This window comes from Paenibacillus sp. fava2, assembly GCF_058313675.1.
Genome location: NZ_CM177755.1, coordinates 685001 through 710750, shown reverse-complemented (window position 1 = coordinate 710750; position 25750 = coordinate 685001). Strand labels below are relative to the sequence as shown.

The window sequence follows — 25750 nt, the reverse complement described above, 5'->3', positions numbered from 1 at the left end:
CAATGCCTGAAAACTCCTCAACTTCATCGCTGAAAACTGATAACTTTTTCTAATATATTACAAATATACCCACCTCCTCAGTATTGGTCAACCCTTTTTTTTCTTGATTTCTACATTTTTTTGCAGGAAGTTATATAATGAAATTTTCGTATTTGTTTTCATCCTCAAGGCCGGGCTTTTCATTAACCTCCAATGTCATGTCACATCAAAAAAGCCGCCGGAATCGTTCCGGCAGCTTTCACTCTTACAGCAATTATATCCTTTTCTATTGTTGCTTCAGCATCCACTTCAGCAAGTCCGGCAGGCTTGCCCATAAACGGGAATGCATAATGACGTATTCGACTGCTTCATTGGAATCGCCCATTCCGACGAAATCCGGAAGATTATGCGGCAGACGCTTCACGCCCAGCAGATAATCAGGCACATGCTTATTCACACCGCGCGCTACACGGTACAGCATTTTGAGCTGGGAGGTAATGCCGTTCTTCTTATATTCCAGAACGATCCGGTCATAGGCAAAAGCAGCAGCTGCATCATCCTCGCCGTATTTCTTCAAGAACTGCTCCGCTTCTTTCAACTGGTTGCTGTACAAATAGACAGCGGCCAGCAGATACCGGGCACCCGTATTGTCGTCCGGATTAAGCTCCAGAATGTGCTCCAGAATCTCTGCGGCTTCCTCCGCTTTGCCGCCGAACCAGCAGGACTCCGCATAGCTCTTGCAGATCCGGATGTATGGACGGGTTTCGGTCAGACCCCAGAAATAACCTTTATTCTTGGCAAAGAAGGCTTCGCCCAGCTCCCGTTCACCGGCCGCGATACCTGCCTTAAGAAAAGCACGCGCCGCTTGCTCGTTCTCCGATTCCTCAGCCAAAACCAGATAAGCATCTGAGCTGTCCGGATAGATTTCCAGAGCCGCTTCCGCCAGCTGAATACGGCGCTTACCGGAGGCGGACTCCATCGCTTTATGCAGCAGCAGCTGAGCCTTTTCCCTGGCAGTTCCAGGTCCGCTTAGCACAGACAGCTCGTCAGAATCGCCTTCTCTGCCGTACTCTTCAATATAATTCAGTATTTCCTTCACTTTGCGCGAAATAGTGGCCGTCGTTACTTCATACTTATCGGCCAGAGCGGCTAGGGAAAGATTGAACCCGTATTCCTCAGACAGAATGTACTCAATTGCCGCGCAGAATGACCCTGCTTTCTTCACTGCAGGCTTGTTCTGGCCGGAGAAGCCGTTCCAGAGCACCAGTGCTTCAAAAATCAGCTCGCGCTCATACTCGCCGCGCATGCTCTCGATCAGCTGCATGGCCAGCTGCTCATGGGCCGGATGCTCCCATTTCAATTCACGCGCCACCATTTTTTTCAGTTTGGTCAGTGTAAGCTTGCCTTCAGGTCGGACACCCGTTTCAGGTGAAGCAGCGGCTTGTGCTGCAACTGCATCCGCCTCCTCAGTTGTGACGAGCCGCAGGATCGACTCTACTGCAGAGGTTTCTTTTCCCAGACAGCATTTTTTGTATTTTTTACCGCTTCCGCATGGACACAAGTCGTTTCTTCCAACCTTACTCAAAGCTAATTCCTCCTATACTTAAAAAACCGATTTCAAATGACCCCACAAAGCGGGGCCTTTACATGTGCTGACTCAGATACTTTGCGGGGACCCCGAAAACTTATAAATTCCTTATGATTAAAAAAGGCCTTTCCATGAAAGGAAAGACCCTTTATCTGTATATATCCGAACATTTTCCCCCGTACGAGTTGTATTATAGCACTTCTTATATCACTTGTCAGTCCTTTTTGGGACTTTCTACGAGAAAATTAGGAATAAAGTAGCTGTTTCTTACCCTTAGACCAGCGCCTTCATGGCTATGTCACTGCGGTTTTGCTTGCCTTCAAAATGGATCTTCTCCGCACTGGCATAGGCTGCTGCGCGCGCTTCGGCAATATCCGCACCTTTACCTACTACCCCCAGCACACGTCCGCCGTTTGTAAGCCAGCTTCCGTCCTCTCCCCGCGCAGTTCCCGCATGGAAGACCAGCCCGTCCCCTGCTTCCTCCAGCCCGGTAATCGGCACGCCTTTTGGATAATTACCCGGATAGCCCTGAGACGCCAGCACTACACATACAGCCGCCTCGTCGCTCCACTCAATAGAGGTATCAGCCAGTCTGCCTTCTGCCACAGCCAGGAAGATTTCCAAGAGATCACTCTTCAGCCGCGGCAGCACCACCTGGGTCTCCGGATCACCGAAGCGGGCATTGAATTCGATCGTCTTGGGCTTACCATCCGGCGAGATCATCAGTCCCGCGAACAGCACGCCGCTAAAGGAACGGCCTTCAGATACCATAGCTTTGGCCGTAGGCTCAATAATGGTCTTAACCGCCTCATGGATAATAGACTCATCAATATGCGGTAGAGGGGAATATGTGCCCATTCCGCCAGTATTAGGCCCCTTGTCTCCGTCGAACACCGGCTTGTGATCCTGCGCAGCCGCCATAGGACGTACGGTCTCCCCGTCGACAAAAGCGAGAATCGACATCTCCTGCCCGGCCAGGAACTCCTCAATGACGACCTGGGCGCCGGCTTCACCGAACACCTTGGTGACCATGATGTCACGCAGCGCCAGCTCTGCTTCCTCGCGCGAATACGCAACCGTTACCCCTTTGCCTGCAGCAAGACCATCTGCCTTAATTACAATCGGCAATCCCTGTCCGCGCAAATACGCAAGCGCCGCTTCATAATCGCTGAACTTCTCATAGGCCGCTGTCGGAATATTGTATTTATGCAGCAGGTCCTTCATAAAGGTTTTGCTGCCTTCAATTTCAGCTGCATTTTTACGGGGTCCGAATACCGGAATGTCCTGCGCTTCAAAAGCATCAACAATGCCTGCCGCCAGCGGATCATCAGGTCCGATAACGACAAGGCCTACCTCTTTCTCCTTGGCGAACGCCGTCAGCTTATCGAACTCAAACACGCCGATCGGCACACACTCCGCCAGCTGGGCAATCCCGGCGTTGCCGGGTGCACAGTAGATTTTACCGGCTGACGGGCTTTGGGACAGCTTCCAGATAATCGCATGCTCCCGGCCCCCGCCGCCGACCACTAAAATATCCATTGAACTGAAATCCTCCCCAGGTAGTCTAGTGTTTGAAATGGCGGACGCCGGTGAAGACCATAGCGATTCCGTATTCGTTGGCAACCTTGATCGACTCCTCGTCCTTGATCGAGCCGCCCGGCTGAATAACAGCGGTAATGCCTGCTTTCGCCGCGAGTTCAAGGGTATCGCCCATCGGGAAGAACGCGTCAGATGCGAGAATAGCACCTTTAGCCTTGTCTGCTGCCTGTTCGATGGCAATCTTCGCTGCGCCGACCCGGTTCATCTGGCCTGCGCCAACGCCGACGGTCATATCATCCGCTGCCAGCACGATCGCATTGGACTTCACATGCTTAACGACCTTCCAGCCAAACAGCAGCTGCTTCAGCTCTTCCTCGGTAGGCTTGCGGTCGGTAACAACCTGCAGTTCATCCGCATTTACGGAGTGCACATCGCTCTCCTGCACAACCATGCCGCCCTCGATTGAAGTCACAACAAAGCTGCTCTTGCGCGCCGCGCCGCTGCTCAGATTGCCGATTTTGAGCAGGCGGATGTTCTTTTTCTGTGTCAGAATGTCCAGTGCTTCTTCAGTGAAGCCCGGAGCCAATACGATTTCCAGGAAGATATCCTTCAGCAGATTCGCGGTATCTGCATCAATAATCCGGTTAGCAGCGACGATTCCGCCGAAGATGGAGGTCGGATCGGCGTTGTACGCTTTTTGATAAGCTTCAAACACACTGGTTCCCACGCCTACTCCGCAAGGATTCATATGCTTAACAGCTACGACTGCCGGCTCTTCGAACTCCTTCACGATCTGCAGCGCCGCGTTGGCATCGTTGATATTATTGTAGGACAGCTCTTTGCCGTGCAGCTGCTCGGCTGCTGTCAGCGTGTCCTGCGCCGCCAGCGGCTTGCGGTAGAATGCCGCCTTCTGGTGCGGGTTCTCCCCGTAGCGGAGATCCTGGATTTTCTCGTAAGTAACAGTATAGCGCTCCGGCAACGGTTCACCGGTCACATTGGCCAGATAATCGGCGATCAGGGCGTCGTAAGCCGCCGTATGGCGGAACACTTTTGCCGCAAGACGTTTGCGGGTTTCAAGAGTCGTATCTCCGCCTGCACGCACCTCTTCAAGCACACTCTCGTAATCAGCCGCATCCACAACCACGCTGACAAAAGCATGGTTTTTCGCCGCAGAACGCAGCATCGTCGGTCCGCCGATATCGATATTCTCGATCGCTTCCTCGTAGGACACATCCGGCTTGGCAATCGTCTCCGCGAACGGATACAGATTCACCACCACCAGGTCGATGTAACCGAGACCCAGCTCCGTCATCTGACGCGTATGCTCCTCGTTGTCACGAACAGCCAGCAGGCCGCTGTGTACGGCAGGATGAAGGGTTTTGACCCGTCCGTCCATAATTTCCGGGAAGCCCGTTACATCGGAGATGCCGATAACCGGTACGCCTTCTTTAGCCAAAAGTGTGCTAGTGCCGCCTGTGGAGATAATTTCTACGCCCAATGCAGACAACTCGCGGCAAAAATCCACGATGCCCTGTTTGTCCGATACGCTGACCAGCGCTCTTTTGATACTCACTTGAATAGTCCTCCTCCGGATGATGCAAGATTAGTGTTGTTAACTTAATAGTTACGGTGAAGCTTCGCTAAGAATTGCTGCAATCTAGGTAAAAGAGGATCTACTGTACTTTGTACAACAGATGATAGGTATATCCGTCTGAAAACAGAATCTGTTGCATTTTGTGCAGCAGATTCTCAGCTTTATGCTGCTTTGGCCTCATTTTCTAAAAATCAATTGTACGGAATACAACCAGATCTTCCCCGTGAACCCTGTCACTTTAAGCGGACTGCATTCGTCAAGTAAACCGGCGGTACAGCCGTAAAACGACACCCTCTAAACTTTGTGCAATATTTCCCGAGAAATATCAAAACCTGCAGATGGTGATGGAATGCAGAATGTCGAATGGCAGCTTACTGCCGGACAACAACATGCCTGCCGTTCAGCTCAACTTTTCCGTCTGCAAAAGCACGGACAACCTCCGGATAGAGCTCATATTCTATCTGGTGAATCCGCTGTGCCAGTGACTCAGCCGTATCCCCTGCTTCCACCGTAACGCTGCGTTGGGCAATGACCGGCCCGGTATCCATCCCGCCATCGACGAAGTGCACCGTTACTCCGGTCAGCTTCACGCCGTAATCCAGCGCCTGTCCGATCGCGTCCTTCCCGGCAAAAGCAGGCAGCAGCGACGGATGGATGTTGATAATTCTCCCCGCAAAAGGCTCCAGCAGCACCGGACTGATCAGCCGCATGTAACCGGCAAGTACAATCAGCCCGATGTCCCGGCGCTTCAGCTCGGCCACAATCTCCGCCTCATACAGCTCACGGCTGGCGAAATCCTTCGGCCGCAGCAGAAGGGCGGGTACGCCCGCAGCCTCCGCCCGCTGTGCTACAGGCGCTTCCGGCCGGTCAGAGACCAGCAGCTCAATGCTTCCCTCACCAAGCTGCCCAGCTCTCTGCGCTTCAATGAGTGCGGCAAAATTGCTGCCCTGACCGGAAGCAAATACAGCGATCCGGCTGGTGCTCATCAGACCTCAGCTCCCGTAAAGGTAACGATGCGCTCCCCTTCAGTCACCGTTCCGATCAGATAAGCCTCTTCTCCGCTTGCTTTCAGCAGCTCAAGCGCACGCTCGCTGTCTGCAGCAGGTACTACCAGCACCAGGCCGATCCCCATGTTAAAGGTGGTGAACATATCACGGTTCGTTACACGGCCCTTCTCCTGCATCAGGCCGAAGACCGGCTGGATCGGCCAGGAGCCGTAGTTAATCTCAACATTCACATTATCCGGCAGCATCCGCGGAATATTTTCGATAAAGCCTCCGCCGGTAATATGCGCCATGCCTTTAACGGTCAGCTGCTCAAGCAGGGCCAGCAGCGGTTTTACGTAGATTTTGGTCGGTGCGAGCAGCACGTCCACTAGCGGAGCGCCCAGTTCAGGAACAACATCGTTCAGACCATAACCAGCCTGCTCCAGCAAAAGCTTGCGCACCAGCGAGAAGCCGTTGCTGTGAATACCGCTGGAGGCAAGACCGATTACAGCATCTCCAGGAGCAATGTCTGCCCCGGTAACCAGCTTGGCCTTATCCGCTACGCCCACTGTGAATCCAGCAATATCGTATTCGCCGGCAGCGTACATGCCCGGCATTTCAGCCGTTTCGCCGCCGATCAGCGCGCAGCCTGCCTGGTGGCAGCCTTCAGCGATTCCGGCAACAATGGCTTCGATCTTCTCGGGCACAACTTTATCGCATGCGAGGTAGTCCAGGAAGAACAGCGGCTCTGCGCCCTGCACCACGATGTCGTTAACACACATAGCAACCGCATCAATACCGATTGTATCGTGGCGGTCTGCCGCGAACGCAAGCTTGAGCTTTGTGCCAACGCCGTCAGTACCGGATACAAGTACAGGTTCGTCGTATTTATCTTTGTTGAGACCGAACAGTGCGCCGAATCCGCCGAGCTCAGTCATGACCTCCGGACGGTAAGTGCGTTTTACATGCTTTTTCATGCGTTCTACCGCTTCATTGCCAGCCGCAATATCCACTCCGGCGTTTTTATAAGCTTCCGACACTTTTGGACACCTCATTTAAATTAGTTTAGAGCGCTGTTTCGGGGCGGCCTGGTTATTGGTGGTCATAGTCGTCTTTACGGGGAATGTTTGGACTTCCGGTCGCTGTTAATTTGGATTTCCTGATTTGAACCGCTGGCCGCGGTAGAAATCCAAATATAGCTTATGCTTCCGTTGCGAGCTTTCCTGCGGAAAGCTTTCAGGCGAACGCTACGCTCCTACAGTTCCAAACTTCCCCTCCATGACTCAGACCACCCGGGTAAACCCGGCCGCAAGCCGAAGTTTGCGCCTTGCACAGGGGCACTGGCTCGGCGCTCTTGGCGAAGCCAAGCGCCTCGCTTAGCGAGAGCCAACCCGCTTTTGCGAAGCAAACAGCCGGGGGCGCGAGCCTCGTGCGCGGGGCGAAGCCGCGCGCACCCTCAGCGAGTGAACCCCCGCTTTTGCGGAGCAAACAGCCGGGTTTACGAGCCAACGGCCCGGCGGGGCCGCAGGCCGCCAGGGCGCGCAGCGCCGTAGAGCGTGTCCGCACAAGTAGAAACGACTTTGCCGTCCTAAACAGGACGGTATCCGTTTCTGCGAGAAATATAAGGATGATTTATAGTGTGGAACATATACATCCTTATATTTGGACAAAGCGGGCACCCGCACCCACGCCATCTTAGCAAGTTTAGAGCAAACTCCTACCGCCGAGCTTTCGGGTGGCCGGAGGGCCGAGCCCTCCGGAATCCCCCTTCGCAAGGGGGACTTAGGGGGATGTCAACAAGAGCATCCATCTTTTTCTTCCCCGCCGAAATCCACCTGCGTCGGGTAATCATTATCGAAGCAGGAGAGGCACAGGCCTCCCTTGTACTCATTGCTGCTGTAGCCGCCGATGGACTGGATCAGTCCTTCCGGCGACAGGAACGCCAGGGAATCGGCGTTGATCTCCTCGCACATCTCCTGAATGGTCTTGTACGACGCAATCAGCTCGCGGCGGTCCGGGGTATCAATCCCGTAGAAGCACGGGTTCTTGAACGGCGGCGATGTAATCCGCACATGCACCTCAAGCGCTCCGGCTTCGCGCAGCAGATTGACGATCCGGCGCGAGGTCGTGCCGCGCACGATCGAGTCATCAATCATGACGACGCGCTGGCCTTCGACAACGCGGCGCACGGCGCTGAGCTTCATCTTCACGCCCTGCTCGCGCAGCTCCTGGCTCGGCTGGATGAACGTCCGGCCGGTGTACTTGTTCTTGATCAGCCCAAGCTCATACGGGATGCCGGTCTGCTCGGCATAACCGATAGCTGCCGAGATACTGGAATCCGGTACGCCGGTGACGATATCGGCATCAACGAACGATTCCAGCGCCATCCGGCTGCCCATCCGCTTGCGGGCGGAATGGAGGTTAGAGCCGTTGAGGTCACTGTCCGGACGGGCGAAATAGATATATTCCATCGCACACAGCGCTTTGCGTTTCGGTTCAGTGAATCTGTCTTCCAGGAAGCCGTTCTTGTCCAGCACCAGCAGCTCGCCCGGCTCGATGTCACGGACCAGAGTGGCTCCGATAACTTCGAGGGCACAGGACTCGGAAGCGAAGACATACGCTTCACCGACCCGGCCCATCACCAGCGGGCGCAGCCCGTGCGGATCAGAGGCGACGATCAGCTTGTCATTGGTCATCAGCAGGAAGGCGAAGCCGCCGACCAGCTGGCGCAGCGCATCCTTGGCTGCTTCGACAAAATCCTTCGGCGATCGCGCAATCAGATGCGCCAGCACCTCAGTGTCGCTCGTCGTCTGGAAGATCGACCCGCTCATCTCAAGCGTCTTGCGGATCAGCGGCTCGTTGACGATGTTGCCGTTGGTGGCAATCGCCAGGTCGCCGTCGCGGTATTTGAAGACCAGCGGCTGGGCATTCGTCAGCCGGCTGTCCCCGCTGGTGGAATATCGAACATGTCCGATGGACATGTCGCCGACCAGCGAGGCGATTTTGTCCTTGTCAAAGACTTCTTTGACAAGGCCCATGCCGCGGTGGTAGTTGAAATCGCGGCCGTCTGCTACGCAGATGCCCGCGCTCTCTTCCCCCCGGTGCTGCAGGGCATGCAGCCCGTAATAAGACATGGAGGCGGCCTCCGGGTGTCCGAAGACCCCGAAGACGCCGCATTCTTCTTTTAACGTATCAAAAATATCTCCCGAGCCCGTTCCTTCATTGTAAAAGTCGCCGGTCCACAGGATGGGGGTCTCCTGCTTGTTCCCGGTCTTTATTTCATAAGACATGGAATAGCATCCTCCCACACGGATTTAAGTTCGGATACAGCCTCATCAAGTGCGGATGCACTGTCAAGGGACACGCGCAATCTGTCGCCGCCGACCGTTCCGATGATTTCAACCGGTACACCGTAAGCAGCAACAGCTGCTTTGAGCTCCTCTGCACGGTCAGGTGCCGAGGTCAGCACAATACGGGACTGGGTTTCGCTGAACAGTGCCACATCACGGCGCAGTCCGCCAGCCGACAGCTCAATGTTCGCACCGATTCCGCCGCTGATACAGCTCTCAGCCAGCGCAGCAGCCAATCCGCCTTCAGACAGGTCATGCGCCGAACGGACCAGGCCGCCACGGATCGCGGATAGTACAGCATCCAGCAGTTTTTGTTCTGTAGCCAGCTCAAGCTCCGGCGGACGTCCTTCGGTTACACCGTGAACGGCGTACTGGAACTCACTGCCGCCAAGCTCAGCTTTGGTTACACCCAGCAGCAGAATAGCATCGCCCTCCTGCTTGAACGCCTGAGTCGTAATGTGATCCGTATCTTCAACCAGACCCACCATGCCCACAACCGGGGTCGGATAGATGGCTCCGGCAGCATTTTCGTTGTACAAGCTGACGTTACCGCCGATAACCGGCGTATCCAGCACACGGCAGGCCTCAGCCATGCCGTCAACAGCACGCTCCATCTGCCAAAAAATCTCCGGCTTCTCCGGGCTGCCAAAGTTCAGGTTGTCCGTAATCGCCAGCGGCTTCGCGCCGGAGCAGACAATGTTGCGGGCCGCTTCACTTACCGCGATGCGTCCGCCAACTTCAGGATCGAGATAGACATAACGGCCGTTGCAGTCTGTAGTCATGGCCAGGCCTTTGCGTGTACCGTTAATGGTAACCACAGCCGCATCGGAACCCGGACGAACCGCTGTGCTGGTGCGGACCATATAATCGTATTGGTTATAAACCCATGCTTTGCTCGCAACTGTCGGCGAAGCCAGTACAGTACGCAGAGCGCCGCCCAGATCCGTAACTTCTTCATAACGCAAAGTATCTACATTGGCATTCTCTTCATAGTAAGCCGGAACTGAGGAAGGTTTTTTATAGATCGGACACTCATCTACCAGCGCTGTTACCGGCATGTCGCCGACAACCTCACCGTGATGGAACAGCTTCAGGCGGCCGTCATCTGTTACCTTGCCCACTTTGCGGCAGATCACGCCCCAGCGGTCAAAAATCTCCTGCGCCTGCGCCTCATTCTTAGGCTCAACCACGAACAGCATGCGCTCCTGGGATTCGGACAGCATCATTTCATAAGGCGTCATGCCTTCCTCACGCTGCGGAACCTGATCCAGATACAGCTCCAGGCCGTTGCCTGCTTTGCTGGCCATCTCTGCACTGGAACAGGTAAGGCCTGCTGCGCCCATATCCTGAATACCCAATACGATGCCGCTGTCGATCAGCTCAAGGCAGGATTCCATAACCAGCTTTTCCATGAACGGATCGCCGACCTGTACCGCTGTTTTCTTGGCTTCGGATTCCTCACTCAACTCAACGGAAGCAAAGGTTGCGCCGTGAATACCGTCACGTCCGGTAGGAGGGCCTACGTAGAACACAGGGTTACCTACACCTTTAGCGACACCGCGCTGGATTTTATCATGATCAATAAGGCCCACGCACATTGCGTTAACCAGCGGATTGCCGTCATAGCTGTTGTCGAACATAATTTCGCCGCCGACAGTCGGAATGCCGATACAGTTACCGTAGCCTGCGATCCCGGACACGACATGCTCGAACAGATATTTTACCCGGTCGCTCTCAAGCTTCCCGAAACGTAGGGAGTTCAGCAGCGCCACCGGTCTTGCACCCATGGAGAAAATATCGCGGATAATCCCGCCCACCCCGGTCGCCGCGCCCTGATAAGGCTCAACCGCTGACGGATGGTTATGGCTTTCAATTTTGAAAACAACGGCCTGGTTGTCACCGATATCTACGATCCCCGCACCTTCACCCGGTCCCATAAGGACACGCGGTCCGCTTGTCGGGAAACGTCCGAGTAACGGCTTGGAGTTTTTGTAGGCACAATGCTCGGACCACATTACGCTGAATACACCGATTTCGGTATAGTTAGGCTTACGGCCCATAAAAGAGGTGATCAGCTCATATTCGCTGTCCGACACACCGAACTGGCTGTAGATTTTCTGCTCCGCAATCTGCTCTGCGGTCGGCTCCTTAGCGGATACTTGCTGCGTCATAACGTTCCCTCCAAGTCTTGAGAATGGATGTAAACATCCGTTTGCCGTCTTCCGAGCCGAGCAGGCTATTAGCTGCACGTTCCGGGTGAGGCATCATGCCTACCACATTGCCTGCCACGTTGCTGATCCCCGCAATATCGGCTACCGAGCCGTTCGGGTTATCGCTGTATGTGAACACGATCTGATTGTTCGCCTGCAAAGAAGCAAGCGTTTCTTCATCACAGTAATAATTGCCTTCGCCATGTGCGATCGGAATGACGATCTCCTCATCCTTCGCATAATCAACCGTAAACGGAGTGTTGTTGTTAACGACCTTAAGCACCGTGTCATGACAGCGGAACTTCATCGACATGTTGCGGCGCAGCGCCCCCGGCAGGAGGCCCGCTTCGGTCAGAATCTGGAACCCGTTGCAGATGCCAAGCACGAATTTGCCCTGCTCTGCCGCTTTGGCCACCTCAGCCATAACCGGAGCGAAGCGGGAAATTGCGCCGCAGCGCAGATAGTCACCATAGGAGAAGCCTCCCGGCACGAGAATGCAGTCATACGCCGACAGGTCGGTTGCCGTATGCCACACATAATCGACTGGTTCACCGAGACTTTCTTCTACAGCCTTATAGCAGTCAATGTCACAATTGGAGCCCGGAAAGACAAGTACAGCAAATTTCATGACTTTTAGTCCTCCAATTCGTAGCGGTAATCCTCGATCACCGTGTTGGCCAGCAGCTTTTCACACATTTCCTTGAGGCGTCCTTCCGCTTCAGCACGGTTGTCCGTGTCGAGCGTCAGCTCCATATATTTGCCGATACGCAAACTTTCAACTTCCTGAAAACCTACCGAATGAAGAGCTCCCTGCACGGCAACACCTTGGGGATCGAGCACGCTTTTCTTGATGGTGACATAGACTGTCGCTTTTAACATACGCTTGTAGTTCCTCCTAAATTTTAATGAGCTGACTTATCTTGATCATAAAAAAGAGAGTTGTCTTACAAATCCTTGCCGGTAAGCCGGTGATAGATATCCCGGTAGCGGCGGCTGGTCTCCTCTACCACTTCCTGCGGCAGCGGGTCAGGCGTGCTGTTCTTGTCCCAGGACGATGCGGAAAGATAGGTCCGGACCGGCTCCTTGTCCATGCTGTCAATCTCGATATCAAGCGCATATTTATCTTTAGCCCAGAAGCGGGAGGCATCCGGTGTAAAAATCTCATCAATCAGAATCACCTTGCCGTCCAGCAGCCCGAACTCGAACTTGCAGTCTGCGAGAATGATCCCGCGCTCCTCACAATACGCTCTGGCAAAAGCGAACAGCTTCAGGCTTTTCTCCTTCAGCTCCAGCGCCAGCTCGGCACCGATTTGCTCCTGCATTTGCTCAAACGGAATGTCCTCATCGTGACCGACATCATTCTTAGCGGCAGGCGTGAAAATCGGCTGAGCCAGCACGGCGTTCTTGCGCAGGCCCTGGGGAAGCTCGATGCCGTTGACCTTGCCGGTCTCCTGATACTGCCGCCAGCCTCCGCCGGTAATGCAGCCGCGTACGACACATTCAATATCGATTCTCTCGGCCTTGCGTACGACCATGATGCGGTTTTTGAGCGCTTCACGGTCCTTCACAACGCCGCCGAGCTGATCGACATCAATGTGGACGACGTGGTTTTCGATCAGGTTCTTCGTCAGTCCGAACCAGAAGGCGCTTAGCCGGTTCAGCACATTGCCTTTGTCCGGCACAGCCGGATCGAGCACATAATCAAACGCAGAGATCCGGTCCGTAACAACGATCAGTACCTCTTGCCCCAAATCGTACAATTCGCGGACCTTTCCTTTATAGAGCAGCGGTGCATTTACGAGCTCCACAGCCGTGGATACGGCAGGGTGTGTCATGACCTTTCCTCCCTCAACTTTTTATTGCTTCGTTTCTTCTAAATCAGCTCCAGCTTGCGGAAGATGGTATCCACATGCTTCAGGTGCCAGGAAGGGTTGAAGGCATCCTCAATCTCTTCCGGACTGAGCACGGCAGTGATCTCAGGAGTAGCTTCGACGATATCACGGAACTGGGTCTGCTCTTCCCAGGCCTGCATTGCACGCGGCTGCACGGTATCATAGGCCTGCTCGCGGCTGAAGCCTTTGTCGATCAGCTTGGTCAGGATGCGGCCGGAGAACGGAACACCGAAGGTACGGTTCATGTTGCGCTTCATATTTTCCGGGAACACGGTCAGGTTCTTCACGATGTTGCCGAAGCGGTTCAGCATATAGTTGAGCAGCATGGTCGCATCCGGCAGGATGATCCGTTCTACCGACGAGTGCGAGATATCGCGTTCATGCCAGAGCGGCACGTTCTCATACGCTGTAACCATGTGACCGCGGATCACGCGGGACAGGCCGGAGATATTTTCGCAGCCGATCGGGTTGCGTTTGTGCGGCATAGCAGAGGAACCCTTTTGACCCTTGGCAAAAGCTTCTTCCACCTCGCGGATTTCGCTCTTTTGCAGCGCGCGGATTTCAGTAGCGAACTTGTCCAGCGATGTGGCTACCAGCGCCAGTGCAGCCATGTATTCCGCGTGGCGGTCACGCTGCAGGGTCTGGGTGGAGATTGGTGCAGGGCTCGTACCCAGCTTTTTGCAGACGAATTCTTCTACGAACGGATCAATGTTGGCATAGGTGCCGACTGCGCCGGAGATTTTGCCGAACTGAACGCCGCTGGCCGCGTGCCGGAAGCGCTCCAGGTTACGTTTCATTTCCTCGTACCAGAGTGCCATCTTGAGCCCAAAGGTTGTAGGCTCGGCATGTACGCCATGTGTGCGGCCCATCATCGGAGTGTCCTTGTAGGCAATTGCTTTGTCTTTAAGAATTCCGATGAAGTTGATGATGTCCTTCTCCAGAATCTCGTTCGCCTGACGCAGCAGGTAACCGAGCGCTGTATCCACAACGTCAGTGGAAGTCAGTCCGTAGTGCACCCATTTACGTTCGGCTCCCAGGCTCTCGGACACGGCACGCGTAAAGGCAATTACGTCATGACGGGTCTCAAGCTCAATTTCATTGATCCGGTCAATGTCGAATTTCGCATCCTTGCGCAGCTTAGCGGCGTCTTCCTGCGGAATGACTCCCAGCTCGGCCCAGGCTTCACATGCACACAGTTCTACTTCAAGCCAGGCGTTGAATTTATTTTCTTCGGTCCAGATGGCCCGCATTTCAGGTCTGCTGTAACGTTCGATCATAGCTTTCAGTTCCTCCAAAGGTTAGTTTGCTCTACCCAGGACAGCCCGTCGCCGGTATCCTTGCAGAGCAGGTTGACATGGCCCATCTTGCGGCCGGTTTTGCTCTCGGTCTTGCCATATATGTGAAGCTTGGGGGCAACCCCCAGCTTACCTGCTGCTTCATCAGCCTGTCCCGTCCGTTCGATCACTCCATCCAGATGCTGCCCCAGCAGATTCACCATAACTACCGGAGTCAGCAGTGAAGTATCGCCCAGAGGGAGATTGCAGATTGCGCGGATATGCTGCTCGAACTGTGAAGTCGCGCAGGCATCCATTGTATAGTGCCCCGAATTATGCGGCCGCGGCGCCAGCTCGTTGACGAATAATTCCCCGTCCTCCGTAACGAACATCTCCACAGCCAGCAGTCCGACGGCATCCAGTCCTGTAACCAGCCGCTCGGCAAGCTCACAGGCGCGCTGCCGGATCTCCTCAGGGACACGGGCAGGCACAATGGACAGATGCAGAATGTTGTTTACATGGATGTTCTCCGCCGGGGGAAAGCTCTTCACTTCCCCGGAGGCGCTGCGTGCGGCAATGACGGAAATTTCGCACTGGAACTTCACAAATTTCTCCAGCACCAGCTCCGGTACTTCAGCTCCTTCAGCAGCGCCAGGTGCCACCTGCCGGAACGCGGCTTCCAGCTCATCCTTCTGGCGGATGACGGCTTGTCCCTTGCCGTCATACCCCCCTGTGGCTGTCTTCAGCACACAGGGCAGGCCCAGCTCGGCAGCCGCGGCGGTAAGCTCCGCCAGGCTGCCGACCTTGCGGTACGGGGCGACGGGTACGCCCGCCGCCTCGATCGCCGCCTTCTCGCGCAGCCGGTGCTGCGTCGTATACAGCAGCGCGCTGCCCTGCGGCACGTACGATTCCTCTGTCAGCAAGGCCGCTACGCCGGCATCGACATTCTCGAACTCGTACGTGATCACGTCCGCGCGCTGCGCCAGCTCCCGCGCCGCGTCCCGGTCATTGTACGCCGCGGTGATCTGCGGCGTTACCTGCCCGCACGGCGCATCCGCCGCCGGGTCCAGCGCCACGAAGCGGTAGCCCATGGCGATGCCGTCAAGCGCCATCATCCGGCCGAGCTGGCCGCCGCCAAGCACGCCGATCGTTGTCTGCCCCGGCAGCAGCGTGCGGGCCGTCCCCGGGCTCTTGTCCTCCCCGGCTTGAACCTGCGCCTCGCTCATCTGCCCCGCCGCCTTCAGCTCCTCCTGGCTCATAAGCTCTCGCTGCTTTCCAGCACTTCGCGCTCGATTCTTTGGCGCCGCTCCAGCACCCGGCCCTGCACTTCAGGATCAAACGCGCCGATGATCTGAGCCGCCAGCAGTCCCGCATTGGTTGCGCCGGCCCGGCCGATCGCTACCGTTGCCACCGGAATGCCGCCCGGCATCTGCACGATCGACAGCAGCGAATCTAGCCCGTTCAGCGCTTTGGTCTGAACCGGCACGCCGATTACAGGCAGGATCGTCTTCGCAGCCACCATCCCCGGCAGATGCGCCGCTCCGCCCGCTCCGGCAATAATGACCTTCAGTCCGCGGCCCGCCGCCTCTTCCGCATAACGGAACATCAGATCCGGCGTACGGTGCGCAGAGACTACCTTTTTCTCATACGGTACGTTCAGCTCCTCCAGCACGGCACAGGCATGCTCCATCGTCTCCCAGTCTGACTTGCTGCCCATGATCACTCCAACCTGCACTGACATGTTTCAACCTTCCCCTCCGCTCGATATAGAAGCTCTTTTGTCGTATGCTCTCTAAGTTTGTCCTATTTCAGACCCATTTTCCATAATTCCGAAAAAAAAAGCCCGGATTCCAGACGCATGCTGCTGCGGGTGGACCCAGACTACTGGAGGAAGCAGGGGAAGACTCCTCCGGCACGGAGGCATTACGAACAGCTCAGCCGCAAAAGCCAGCCACTCCTGTACGGAGCGGTGCTGAGGGCTGTCCCAGTCATCCTATTTCCTCGTAGTCCGGCAATTTACGGTTACCGGGTAGAAACTTCCGGGCCCTATTCCCGGTTTTATACGAGCTCTTCATAGGTTCAGTTTAACAATGCCCTACACTTCATGTCAACTTAAACACGAACATTAATATATTGACACATGAAATCGTTCGCTTTTGGCTACAAAAAAAGGGAGAGACATCGGAATGCCCCGCCCTTTTTTCATCTATTATTTTACAACCAGCACCGGTATCCGGGCGCTCTGCACCACGTTGTGGCTGACACTGCCCAGTACAAATTCACGTATCCCGCCGAGTCCGCGGCTGCCGATTACAATAACGTCCATTCCCTGTTCCTTGGCATAATTCAGAATCACTTCAGCCGGGGAACCCTGCAGCAGCTCAACCGTCGCATTCAGGCCTTCGGCTTCCAGACGTCCTCTGACCTCATCGGTAGTCTGCACCGCCAGATCATAATAATCCTTGTTCACTGAAGCCGGCAGAGGCGCGAGAGCTTCCCCAATGAAGAACCGGGGGAATTCGAATGCGTGTACGACGTAAATGGAAGATCCGGGAGTTACCTTAGCCAGTTCGATCGCCCGCTCAAGCGCTTGATTGGAAGCTTTGGAACCGTCATAGGCGAGCAAAATTTTAGAGAATAACATGTACGCCACCTCTTTTTCATTTTGATTAACCAGCAGTCCAAGTACAAACCGCTATCTTAAAAAATACCCGTACAGCAAAATATTAAGCAGCAGCAGCAGCGGAATGCCGATCCGGAAGGAAGTATGTCTGGTTTTATGCCGTTTGCGGTACATGGCAATAAGGATGCCCAGCGCGCCGCCCATGAACGCCAGCAGAAACAGCGTCTTCTCCGGCACACGGTCCCGTCTTGCCCGGGCTTTGTTCTTGTCCTCGGACATCACCACATAGGCGATAATATTAATCAGCACAAACCACACCAGTACCCCTTTGACCATCGTTCCGGCCCCTCCTCCTTGCATCCTGCCCTATCATCTATTATATTCTCCTTGCTGCAAAAAACCAATAACCTCACATAAGCTGCCAAGGTACTAACCTGCTCTGTTAAGCTTTTTCGCAGAGACACCGGACTCCCTGAGCCATACCCACGACAATACCGCAGCCAGCGCAGCAGCAATGCCACCCAGCCAAAAGCCGCCTCTCAGCCCGTAAGCAGCACTCATCCAGCCCGCTACAAACGGACCGCCCGACATCCCTACTGCATAGACGGCCTGATAAAAGCCCATAGCAGTCGCCCGTTTAAACGGCGCCACATCCGAGACCGATTTGCCCAGCAGCAGCGGAAAAATCAGCCCTTGCATAAACCCGTTCCCTATCTGGGTCGCACAGAGCGCAGCCAGCGTCGGCATGGACGGAATCAGCAAAGTGAATACAGCACTGCCTGCAAAGCCCAGCATCAATGTCCCCCTCTCACCCAGCAGCCTGCCGAACAGCCGTGATCCGTACAGCGTAGCTGCAGCATGCGGCACCATAAAAGCAAGCGTCAGCCAGCCCAGGCTCTCCTTGCTTGCCCCGATATCCAGCGCCTGATTGGGCGTGTACCCGAACATTGTAATAAACAGTACACAGTGCGCCAGCACCGATAAAAGCGAGACCTTGACCAGCAGCGGCTCCTTCATTACGCCTGCAAGATCTTTCAGCCGGATTCCGCCTTCGCGTTTCTCCTGCCGCTGCTCCGGCAAGCGCAGGACGAGCAGCATAGCGAGCACCGCCACAATGCTGCCGACGATAAAGGGCATATTCCAGCCCCAGTGCTCCACCATATAACCGCTGATCATCATGCTCGACAGCTGGGCAATTACCGTGGTGAACTGCAGCATGCCCATCGCTTTTCCGGTTTCCTCTTTAGGAAAATATCCCGCGAACATCACCGAGTATACGACCCATGCAGATGCCGCAATCCCCGAAACCGCGCGTGCCACCAAAGCCCATACCGGATCTGCCCCCGCCATAAAAATCAGGCAGCTTGCTCCGCTCGCGATCAGCCCCAGATAAATGAACGGCCGCCGCCGGTTCAGAACATCCGACCCGATGCCGATCGGCAGCCGGAACAGAATCTGCATCAGCCCGTACACGCCAAGCACTGCGCCAACCATAACATAAGATGCACCCAGATGCTCCACATATGGCGAAAGCACCGGCACATAAATATAAGATGAGAACCAGAACATGAAGACGATTATCAAAAAGAAAACTCGGCTGCTTCCCCTCCCGCCCGGGGATTGTGCCGCTTGTACCTGCTTCTGTTTCCCTTCCGCCAGTGCCATTTCTGTTATCCGCTCCATTCCTGTGCAGGAAGCCTGCCCTTAGTCTTCTCTCCTGCTACCTGTCTTAAGAATTAATCTTACCTCATACAGTACAATATATCTCGATATAGATGTAACAGTAACATTATGCAATCTTTTCTGATATCACGTAAGTAAACGTAACAGGATCATCCCGCAGCCATGGCTGGTATAAACATCCGAATCAAAACAAGACTGCGGGGATGCTCCGCAGTCTTGTTCAATTCCGGAAATATGCAGCGGCCCCTGCCAAACGTCTGAAGGCTCTGCTTTATTCATACGCATGTTCGGATTCCTGTAAGGATTCCTGTACGTATTCTTTAACAGATTACTTCTCCTAACACAGACGTTCGGTGCACTACATTATTTTCCCTTCGCCTTGGCCTCCATAGCCGCTTTCAGCAGATCGCCAAGATTTGAGCCGGCGCTTTCCTGCTTGCTGTACTGCTGCACAAGCTTCTGCTGCTCCCGTTTGTTGATATGCTTGTGGTCTTTATCCATCGTCTCCGTTATCCCGCAGCCGAGACACTGCACATACAAGCCGGCTTTGCCTTCTTTAAGCTCCATTTTCTTATGGCATTGCGGGCAGCGGCGGTTTGACAGCCGCTTCTCGCCTGCCCGGGTATAACCGCAGTCGTCTGCCGGACAGACCAGCAGCTTGCCGCGCTTCGTCTTCTTCTCCAGCATTCTCGTCCCGCACTCGGGACAATGGCTGGCCGAGACATTATGCGGCTTGTATTCCGCTCCGCTGCTCTTGACGCCGGAGACCAGCTCCTGCGCCATGCTGCGGATGCCCTGCAGGAACGGCTCCGGCTTGCCCTGGCCGCGGGCGATCCGCTCCAGCTCCCCTTCCCAGCGTGCGGTCAGCTCAGGCGTGCGCAGCTCCGCTGACACCAGCCCGATCAGCTGCTTGCCTTTACCTGTCGGATGAAGTAAATTACCCTGACGCTCGATCGTATCTGAGCTGACCAGCTTCTCAATGATATCCGCGCGGGTTGCCGGCGTACCAAGCCCATGCTTCTCCATCTGGGTCAGCAGGGATGCTTCATTATAGCGCTTAGGCGGCTGTGTCCGTCCGGGGCGAACAATACAGCGCTCAACCTTAACATTCTCCCCCTCACGTAGCTCCGGCAGCTTCACGCTCCCTGCCGCAGGTTCATCTGCAGCATTCTCTTCCTCGTCATCATTGGTCATATCTCCGCCATAAACCTCACGCCAGCCGGCATCCTTAACTGTCGTACCTTTGACATGGAAGCTCTCGGCTTCAACGCTCACTGTCACCGCTACAGCATCATAACGCGCCGGCGGATAGAACAGGCTGATGAACCGGCGGACAATCAGATCATAGAGCTTCCGCTCTTCCGTGCTAAGCTGATTTAAGAGTACAGTCTGCTCCGTTGGAATAATCGCATGGTGATCGCTCACCTTGCTGTCATCCACAATTCGTTTGGTGATCGGCAGCGGCTTACGCAGCAGCGGACGAGCCAGTGCAGCATATGGCCCTACAGCAACACTATCCAGACGTTCCTTCAGTGTACCTGTCATATCCGAAGTCAGATACCGGCTGTCGGTACGCGGATAAGTGACCAGCTTATGCTGCTCGTATAGCTTTTGCAGCACACTTGAGGTCTGTTTGGCCGAGAAGCCAAACTTGCGGTTGGCATCGCGCTGCAGCTCTGTAAGATCATAGGCCAGCGGATGCGGCTCGCTTTTTTCACTTTTCTGAACCTTGGCTATCCGGCCTAATCGTCCGGTCAGCTTATCTTTAAGTACAGCCGTCTTCTCCTTATCAAAAATCCGCCCGTCCCCTCCCTGGGCACGCCAGCCCGCCTGAAAGCTGCCAAAGTCAGCGGTCAAAAGCTCATACTCCTGGGAACGAAACCCGGTAATCTCGTTTTCCCGGTCCATGATCATACCAAGCGAAGGTGTCTGCACCCGGCCCGCCGACAGTGGTGCACCGAACTTACAGGTCAGTGCCCGGGTTACATTCAGCCCGATCATCCAGTCTGCCTCGGCACGGCAGCGCGCCGATTCATAGAGCCGGTCAAAATCCCGCCCGGGACGCAAGGAGGCGAATCCCTCCTTGATCGCTTTATCCGTCTGCGAGGAGATCCACAGCCGCTTAAACGGCTTTTTCCAGCCTGCCATATTCATAATCCACCGCGCCAAAAGCTCTCCTTCACGCGCGGCATCCGTAGCGACGATCAGCTCCTCAATATCCTGCCGCTTCATCAGCTGCTGTACCGCTTTATACTGCTGGCTGGTCTCCCGCAGCACCTTAAGCTTCGCTTTCTCGGGCAGGATCGGCAGATCCTCCAGGGCCCAATTCGCAAACTTACTATTATAATCCTCCGGCTCCGCCAGGCCGACCAAATGCCCGAGCGCCCAGGTTACTATATATTTAGGACCTTCAATATAGCTTTTCTGTTTATTTCCGCAGCCCATTACGCGTGCAATTTCACGCGCTACCGAGGGCTTTTCTGCAAGCACCAGTGTCTTCATAGTTCTCTCCTTTCCCTTTCAACAACTCATTATACCATTATTCAAAAGACCGCAAATATCGTCAGGCGAAAATCCCTTCATCTAATATAAACTAAATTTATGCTAAAATGTTTGTCAGCCGAAAGGAGTCACAGCCAATGTCCGCTTCAGAAATGTATAATGTATTTCCCGTAGGTACAGTCTCCGGAACTCAGCATAACCTGCAGATCGAGATTAAACCTGAGTATAGAGCTGCACTCAAGGGATTGGAGGCGTTCAGCCATTGCCAGCTTCTCTGGTGGATTCATGAGTTTGCTGATGATATGTTCCGGGCAACCACACAGATCGAGCCTCCTTATGATGCGCCGGTAACAGGTGTATTTGCTTCCCGTTCCCCAGTACGTCCAAACCCTATAGGTCTTAGTGTAGCAGAGATTATCTCTGTTGATGCGGTTGAAGGGATTATTGTGGTTGGCGGACTGGACGCTTATCCGGGAACACCAGTGTTAGATATAAAAGCTTACTTTCCAACTACAGACCGTGTCCGATATGTGAAGGTTCCAGCTTGGGCATCTTCATGGGGCGAGTGGGTAGTTGAATAAAATTAGGGCAGGGGGAGAATGAATGGATAACCGGCAGCTAATTATGACAGCAATTGATCATATCGAGGATAATCTTCATCAGCCGCTATCCGTCCGCTCACTCTCCCTGTTCACTGGCTATTCCATATATCATTTTATTAGGCTGTTTCAAGGGGTAACCGGCCTTACACCCGGCGATTATATCGCCAGACGCAAGATTACCGAAGCAGTACGGGATATCCTCTGCGAGCCCGGCCGTTCCTTGCTGGATATTTCGCTGGATTACTCATTTAAAGACTACGAAACCTTTGTCCGTTCCTTCAAAAGGATGCTGTATACCACACCAACCCAGATTCGCCAAAAAAGAAATCCTGTCCTTCCCCTGCTGCTTCACCGTCTCTATAATCATGATCTTCAGCGATGGACCAATGAGCATACTATCCCGCCTCAAACAGTGGATCTCGGTGAAATCAAGCTGCAGGGTGTACAAGTCACTCTTAATGATGACCCGTCCGTTATCAGCACTGCCTGGAAGGAGTTGTGGAGCAGAATAACGGAGATTCCTGAGCGAAAGCTTCCGGAGAAATACTATCAGCTGGGCCAATGGACTGAAGACTATGAGGATAACGGAATCCGTTTTTTATGCGGGTGCGAGCTGGAGAGCTTTAATACGATATCCGTTGTTGCTAACACTCCTCTACACCCATACCAAGCGTCCCCCACCCTGCCTGTCCTTACCCTGCCTCCGGCACGTTATCTGAAGTTTCTGCACAAAGGGCGCTCTGCTGATATCTCAGCTACATATAAATATATTTATGGCGTATTTTTGCCTAAGACTGCCCATCAGCTCACGCTCTCTTATGAATTTGAGTATTATGGCAAGGATTATCTGGGACCGGACAATCCCGAATCCATCAGTGAGATCTATATTCCTTTATCCCTGCTTTAATTGTTATTAAAATAAGAAAAGCCCCTATCTGGATAGCAGACACAGGCTCTATAGCTACGATTTATTTATTTACCGCGCAAACTTTAGGCAGGCTTCAAAAAATATCTTATCCACGCTCTGCCCCCGCACATATATTCTGTCCTCCGTAAGTGCGGACCTTAAAATACTTAATTCCTCACCATATTTAGATTCCTGTGCATAAGTGATCTGTAAACCGGCAAGCTCCAGCTCTGTCCACTCCCCCAGTGTCAAGGTATCACAGCAGATATCCACATACCGTGCATTGTTCAGATGGCCATTGTTATCCAGACCGCTGTACCTTACCTGATAACGATAAGCCTCCTGCAAAAGAACATCCGCTGGTATAGTTACCTTTTGGGGTAATGGCCCTACGGAGTCCTCAAGGTAATGCTCCACAGCAACCGGCAAAGCCGACGGGCGGAGAATCTTGCGTTTATCGATATCTACTAAAGCCCAAATAGAGCGTGCTGAGGCGATTTCCAGCTTGTTCTCGTCAAAAATTCTGTAGTCCCGCTGCCATAGCGCCCCTTTAGTCCCTTTACTCCACGTATGTACAGTAAGCATCTCATTCGGCAAAGGCAAACGATTGATGTCCAGATCCATTGTAATGACCATCCAGCCCATTCCCGCCTCCAGCATTTTATCCATGCTTAACCCCAAATTATGCACAGCCGAGTCAGCAGCCCGCTGCATGATATCAAGCATAAAGGACACTTTACCTTTTGAACGGAAATCTGTATCACTTGCCTGTACAAAAAAATCTTCTATCCACAATAATTTGTCCAACTGGTTCATTTTTTGCGCTCCTTTGCAATTTCATGCACATTATTTACTGCTGTATCCACAAAAGTTAACACTATATCCACATAAACTGGGGAGAATTCTTCATCATTGCTCAAATCTAAGGCAGCTATCCACATGTGTATAAGTTTTCTTTCCCATGAAGTTTTCCACCGGTTATCCAAATCATTTAGAATAACCCTTGGTCTCCTCCTGTCTTAAACTTATTTATCCCCATAATACCATCAGACAACAAAAAAACCACTGTCGATTACTCAACAATGGCTTCATGTGCTTGGCGGCGTCCTACTCTCCCAGGACCCTTCGGTCCAAGTACCATCGGCGCTGGAAGGCTTAACGGTCGTGTTCGGGATGGGTACGCGTGGAACCCTTCCGCTATCGCCACCAAACATGCGTCTGTGAAACAGACGCTGCCGCTAGACATTTGGTTCATCACCCGAAGTGCGAATAAATGTCGTTGCGTTACAGGCTTGATCACCTGAAAACTGAATCCGAAACGAATCTGCGTCTTAATTATTGGATAAGCCCTCGACCGATTAGTATTGGTCAGCTCCATGCATTACTGCACTTCCACCTCCAACCTATCTACCTCGTCGTCTTCAAGGGGTCTTACTAATTGGGAAATCTCATCTTGAGGGGGGCTTCACGCTTAGATGCTTTCAGCGCTTATCCCGTCCGTACGTAGCTACCCAGCCATGCTCCTGGCGGAACAACTGGTGCACCAGCGGTACGTCCATCCCGGTCCTCTCGTACTAAGGACAGCTCCTCTCAAATTTCCTGCGCCCACGACAGATAGGGACCGAACTGTCTCACGACGTTCTGAACCCAGCTCGCGTACCGCTTTAATGGGCGAACAGCCCAACCCTTGGGACCTACTTCAGCCCCAGGATGCGATGAGCCGACATCGAGGTGCCAAACCTCCCCGTCGATGTGGACTCTTGGGGGAGATAAGCCTGTTATCCCCAGGGTAGCTTTTATCCGTTGAGCGATGGCCCTTCCATGCGGTACCACCGGATCACTAAGTCCGACTTTCGTCCCTGCTCGACTTGTAGGTCTCGCAGTCAAGCTCCCTTATGCCTTTGCACTCTTCGAATGATTTCCAACCATTCTGAGGGAACCTTTGAACGCCTCCGTTACTCTTTAGGAGGCGACCGCCCCAGTCAAACTGCCCGCCTGACACGGTCCCCGTACCCGTTTAGGGTACCAGGTTAGAACCTAGATACGATCAGGGTGGTATCCCAACGGCGCCTCCACAGAAGCTTGCGCTCCTGCTTCTACGGCTCCCACCTATCCTGTACAGATCGTACCCAAATTCAATATCAAGCTGCAGTAAAGCTCCATGGGGTCTTTCCGTCTTGTCGCGGGTAACCTGCATCTTCACAGGTATTAAAATTTCACCGGATCTCTCGTTGAGACAGCGCCCAAGTCGTTACGCCATTCGTGCGGGTCAGAATTTACCTGACAAGGAATTTCGCTACCTTAGGACCGTTATAGTTACGGCCGCCGTTTACTGGGGCTTCGGTTCATAGCTTCGGGTTACCCCTAACCACTCCCCTTAACCTTCCAGCACCGGGCAGGCGTCAGCCCGTATACTTCGCCTTGCGGCTTCGCACAGACCTGTGTTTTTGCTAAACAGTCGCTTGGGCCTTTTCACTGCGGCCCCCTCGGGCTATTCACCCTACCGAGGCACCCCTTCTCCCGAAGTTACGGGGTCATTTTGCCGAGTTCCTTAACGAGAGTTCTTCCGCGCGCCTTAGAATTCTCTTCTCGCCTACCTGTGTCGGTTTGCGGTACGGGCACCTTCTCCTGACTAGAGGCTTTTCTTGGCAGTGTGAGATCATGACCTTCGCTACTATAATTTTCGCTCCCCATCACAGCCCAGCCTTACGATGTGCGGATTTGCCTACACACCAGCCTCACTGCTTAGACGGACATCCATCAGTCCGCGTCACTACCCTCCTGCGTCACCCCATCGCTCATAACGGATTACGGTGGTACAGTAATTTCAAACTGTTGTCCTTCGACTACGCCTATCGGCCTCGCCTTAGGTCCCGACTTACCCTGAGCGGACGAGCCTTCCTCAGGAAACCTTGGGCTTTCGGCGGATCAGATTCTCACTGATCTTTTCGTTACTCATACCGGCATTCTCACTTGTATGCTGTCCAGCGCTCCTTACGGTACACCTTCAACCTGCATACA

General features: G+C 53.9%; 20 protein-coding genes, 2 rRNA genes and 1 riboswitch (1 of these 23 only partly in view). Of the genes, 2 read left to right on the top strand and 20 right to left on the bottom strand.

Going from position 1 to position 25750, the window contains the following annotated elements; genetic code table 11:
- Positions 1 to 265: 265 nt before the first annotated feature.
- The 17 genes from AC4G46_RS03240 to AC4G46_RS03160 form a co-directional block, all read right to left on the bottom strand.
- Positions 266 to 1564 carry a tetratricopeptide repeat protein gene (locus tag AC4G46_RS03240; protein WP_491126661.1) on the bottom strand — a complete coding sequence of 433 codons (1299 nt, stop codon included), beginning with the start codon at positions 1562 to 1564 and terminating at the stop codon, positions 266 to 268.
- 276 nt (positions 1565 to 1840) lie between these two features.
- A complete protein-coding gene (gene purD, locus AC4G46_RS03235; protein WP_491126660.1) occupies positions 1841 to 3106 on the bottom strand; it encodes a phosphoribosylamine--glycine ligase in 1266 nt (421 codons plus the stop codon).
- A gap of 25 nt (positions 3107 to 3131) precedes the next feature.
- Positions 3132 to 4679 carry a bifunctional phosphoribosylaminoimidazolecarboxamide formyltransferase/IMP cyclohydrolase gene (gene purH / locus AC4G46_RS03230; protein ID WP_491126659.1) on the bottom strand — a complete coding sequence of 516 codons (1548 nt, stop codon included), beginning with the start codon at positions 4677 to 4679 and terminating at the stop codon, positions 3132 to 3134.
- A gap of 392 nt (positions 4680 to 5071) precedes the next feature.
- Positions 5072 to 5686: a phosphoribosylglycinamide formyltransferase gene (gene purN / locus AC4G46_RS03225; RefSeq protein ID WP_491126658.1), complete on the bottom strand. Its 615-nt coding sequence runs from the start codon at positions 5684 to 5686 to the stop codon at positions 5072 to 5074.
- Positions 5686 to 6726, bottom strand: coding sequence for a phosphoribosylformylglycinamidine cyclo-ligase (gene purM, locus AC4G46_RS03220; RefSeq protein WP_491126657.1), 1041 nt, complete (start codon positions 6724 to 6726; stop codon positions 5686 to 5688). Before purM ends, purN begins: the two co-directional genes overlap by 1 nt.
- 753 nt (positions 6727 to 7479) lie before the next feature.
- Positions 7480 to 8976 (bottom strand): amidophosphoribosyltransferase, encoded by a 1497-nt coding sequence (purF, locus tag AC4G46_RS03215; RefSeq protein ID WP_277472454.1) that lies wholly within the window; start codon positions 8974 to 8976, stop codon positions 7480 to 7482.
- A complete protein-coding gene (gene purL, locus AC4G46_RS03210; protein WP_491126656.1) occupies positions 8961 to 11207 on the bottom strand; it encodes a phosphoribosylformylglycinamidine synthase subunit PurL in 2247 nt (748 codons plus the stop codon). The genes purF and purL overlap by 16 nt, the downstream gene beginning before the upstream one ends.
- Positions 11185 to 11874 (bottom strand): phosphoribosylformylglycinamidine synthase subunit PurQ, encoded by a 690-nt coding sequence (purQ, locus tag AC4G46_RS03205; RefSeq protein WP_491126655.1) that lies wholly within the window; start codon positions 11872 to 11874, stop codon positions 11185 to 11187. Before purQ ends, purL begins: the two co-directional genes overlap by 23 nt.
- Before the next feature lie 5 nt (positions 11875 to 11879).
- On the bottom strand, positions 11880 to 12125 hold the full coding sequence (gene purS, locus AC4G46_RS03200) for a phosphoribosylformylglycinamidine synthase subunit PurS (RefSeq protein ID WP_019913657.1): 246 nt from the start codon (positions 12123 to 12125) through the stop codon (positions 11880 to 11882).
- Positions 12126 to 12190: 65 nt separating this feature from the next.
- On the bottom strand, positions 12191 to 13081 hold the full coding sequence (locus AC4G46_RS03195; RefSeq protein ID WP_491126654.1) for a phosphoribosylaminoimidazolesuccinocarboxamide synthase: 891 nt from the start codon (positions 13079 to 13081) through the stop codon (positions 12191 to 12193).
- 38 nt (positions 13082 to 13119) lie between these two features.
- Positions 13120 to 14415, bottom strand: coding sequence for an adenylosuccinate lyase (purB, locus tag AC4G46_RS03190; protein WP_491126653.1), 1296 nt, complete (start codon positions 14413 to 14415; stop codon positions 13120 to 13122).
- Between the two features lie 5 nt (positions 14416 to 14420).
- Positions 14421 to 15638 (bottom strand): 5-(carboxyamino)imidazole ribonucleotide synthase, encoded by a 1218-nt coding sequence (gene purK, locus AC4G46_RS03185; RefSeq protein WP_491128777.1) that lies wholly within the window; start codon positions 15636 to 15638, stop codon positions 14421 to 14423.
- A gap of 29 nt (positions 15639 to 15667) precedes the next feature.
- Positions 15668 to 16153, bottom strand: a complete 486-nt coding sequence (gene purE / locus AC4G46_RS03180; RefSeq protein WP_491126652.1) for a 5-(carboxyamino)imidazole ribonucleotide mutase — start codon at positions 16151 to 16153, stop codon at positions 15668 to 15670.
- Between the two features lie 243 nt (positions 16154 to 16396).
- A riboswitch (purine riboswitch) is annotated at positions 16397 to 16498 on the bottom strand.
- A 123-nt stretch (positions 16499 to 16621) separates the two neighbouring features.
- Positions 16622 to 17056 (bottom strand): universal stress protein, encoded by a 435-nt coding sequence (locus tag AC4G46_RS03175; RefSeq protein WP_068726033.1) that lies wholly within the window; start codon positions 17054 to 17056, stop codon positions 16622 to 16624.
- A gap of 51 nt (positions 17057 to 17107) precedes the next feature.
- Positions 17108 to 17371, bottom strand: coding sequence for a DUF1294 domain-containing protein (locus tag AC4G46_RS03170; RefSeq protein ID WP_068726035.1), 264 nt, complete (start codon positions 17369 to 17371; stop codon positions 17108 to 17110).
- A gap of 93 nt (positions 17372 to 17464) precedes the next feature.
- On the bottom strand, positions 17465 to 18718 hold the full coding sequence (locus AC4G46_RS03165; RefSeq protein ID WP_491126651.1) for an MFS transporter: 1254 nt from the start codon (positions 18716 to 18718) through the stop codon (positions 17465 to 17467).
- Between the two features lie 363 nt (positions 18719 to 19081).
- Positions 19082 to 21220, bottom strand: a complete 2139-nt coding sequence (locus AC4G46_RS03160; RefSeq protein ID WP_491126650.1) for a DNA topoisomerase III — start codon at positions 21218 to 21220, stop codon at positions 19082 to 19084.
- A gap of 137 nt (positions 21221 to 21357) precedes the next feature.
- On the opposite strand from AC4G46_RS03160, the gene tsaA reads away from it, so the two are divergent.
- Positions 21358 to 21801, top strand: coding sequence for a tRNA (N6-threonylcarbamoyladenosine(37)-N6)-methyltransferase TrmO (gene tsaA, locus AC4G46_RS03155; protein ID WP_491126649.1), 444 nt, complete (start codon positions 21358 to 21360; stop codon positions 21799 to 21801).
- A 22-nt stretch (positions 21802 to 21823) separates the two neighbouring features.
- Positions 21824 to 22729 (top strand): helix-turn-helix domain-containing protein, encoded by a 906-nt coding sequence (locus tag AC4G46_RS03150; protein ID WP_491126648.1) that lies wholly within the window; start codon positions 21824 to 21826, stop codon positions 22727 to 22729.
- 69 nt (positions 22730 to 22798) lie between these two features.
- Here AC4G46_RS03150 and AC4G46_RS03145 read toward each other — a convergent pair whose 3' ends face one another.
- From AC4G46_RS03145 to AC4G46_RS03135, 3 genes are all read right to left on the bottom strand, one after another.
- Entirely contained in the window at positions 22799 to 23545 is a 747-nt protein-coding gene (locus AC4G46_RS03145; protein ID WP_491126647.1) for an acyl-[acyl-carrier-protein] thioesterase, read from the bottom strand.
- 278 nt (positions 23546 to 23823) lie between these two features.
- A 5S ribosomal RNA gene (gene rrf, locus AC4G46_RS03140) occupies positions 23824 to 23940 on the bottom strand.
- Positions 23941 to 24067: 127 nt separating this feature from the next.
- Positions 24068 to 25750: ribosomal RNA gene (locus tag AC4G46_RS03135) — 23S ribosomal RNA — on the bottom strand (it continues 1243 nt past the right edge of the window).

What these genes read in the sequence shown, in the direction of transcription:
- purL (WP_491126656.1), bottom strand. Translation starts at nt 11,207, where the DNA reads ATGACGCAGCAAGTATCCGCTAAGGAGCCGACCGCAGAGCAGATTGCG.
- AC4G46_RS03160 (WP_491126650.1), bottom strand. Translation starts at nt 21,220, where the DNA reads ATGAAGACACTGGTGCTTGCAGAAAAGCCCTCGGTAGCGCGTGAAATT.
- purN (WP_491126658.1), bottom strand. Translation starts at nt 5,686, where the DNA reads ATGAGCACCAGCCGGATCGCTGTATTTGCTTCCGGTCAGGGCAGCAAT.
- purK (WP_491128777.1), bottom strand. Translation starts at nt 15,638, where the DNA reads ATGAGCGAGGCGCAGGTTCAAGCCGGGGAGGACAAGAGCCCGGGGACG.
- AC4G46_RS03175 (WP_068726033.1), bottom strand. Translation starts at nt 17,056, where the DNA reads ATGTTATTCTCTAAAATTTTGCTCGCCTATGACGGTTCCAAAGCTTCC.
- AC4G46_RS03145 (WP_491126647.1), bottom strand. Translation starts at nt 23,545, where the DNA reads ATGAACCAGTTGGACAAATTATTGTGGATAGAAGATTTTTTTGTACAG.
- AC4G46_RS03195 (WP_491126654.1), bottom strand. Translation starts at nt 13,081, where the DNA reads ATGACACACCCTGCCGTATCCACGGCTGTGGAGCTCGTAAATGCACCG.
- AC4G46_RS03165 (WP_491126651.1), bottom strand. Translation starts at nt 18,718, where the DNA reads ATGGAGCGGATAACAGAAATGGCACTGGCGGAAGGGAAACAGAAGCAG.
- AC4G46_RS03150 (WP_491126648.1), top strand. Translation starts at nt 21,824, where the DNA reads ATGGATAACCGGCAGCTAATTATGACAGCAATTGATCATATCGAGGAT.
- purQ (WP_491126655.1), bottom strand. Translation starts at nt 11,874, where the DNA reads ATGAAATTTGCTGTACTTGTCTTTCCGGGCTCCAATTGTGACATTGAC.
- purB (WP_491126653.1), bottom strand. Translation starts at nt 14,415, where the DNA reads ATGATCGAACGTTACAGCAGACCTGAAATGCGGGCCATCTGGACCGAA.
- purS (WP_019913657.1), bottom strand. Translation starts at nt 12,125, where the DNA reads ATGTTAAAAGCGACAGTCTATGTCACCATCAAGAAAAGCGTGCTCGAT.
- tsaA (WP_491126649.1), top strand. Translation starts at nt 21,358, where the DNA reads ATGTCCGCTTCAGAAATGTATAATGTATTTCCCGTAGGTACAGTCTCC.
- purD (WP_491126660.1), bottom strand. Translation starts at nt 3,106, where the DNA reads ATGGATATTTTAGTGGTCGGCGGCGGGGGCCGGGAGCATGCGATTATC.
- purF (WP_277472454.1), bottom strand. Translation starts at nt 8,976, where the DNA reads ATGTCTTATGAAATAAAGACCGGGAACAAGCAGGAGACCCCCATCCTG.
- purE (WP_491126652.1), bottom strand. Translation starts at nt 16,153, where the DNA reads ATGTCAGTGCAGGTTGGAGTGATCATGGGCAGCAAGTCAGACTGGGAG.
- AC4G46_RS03170 (WP_068726035.1), bottom strand. Translation starts at nt 17,371, where the DNA reads ATGGTCAAAGGGGTACTGGTGTGGTTTGTGCTGATTAATATTATCGCC.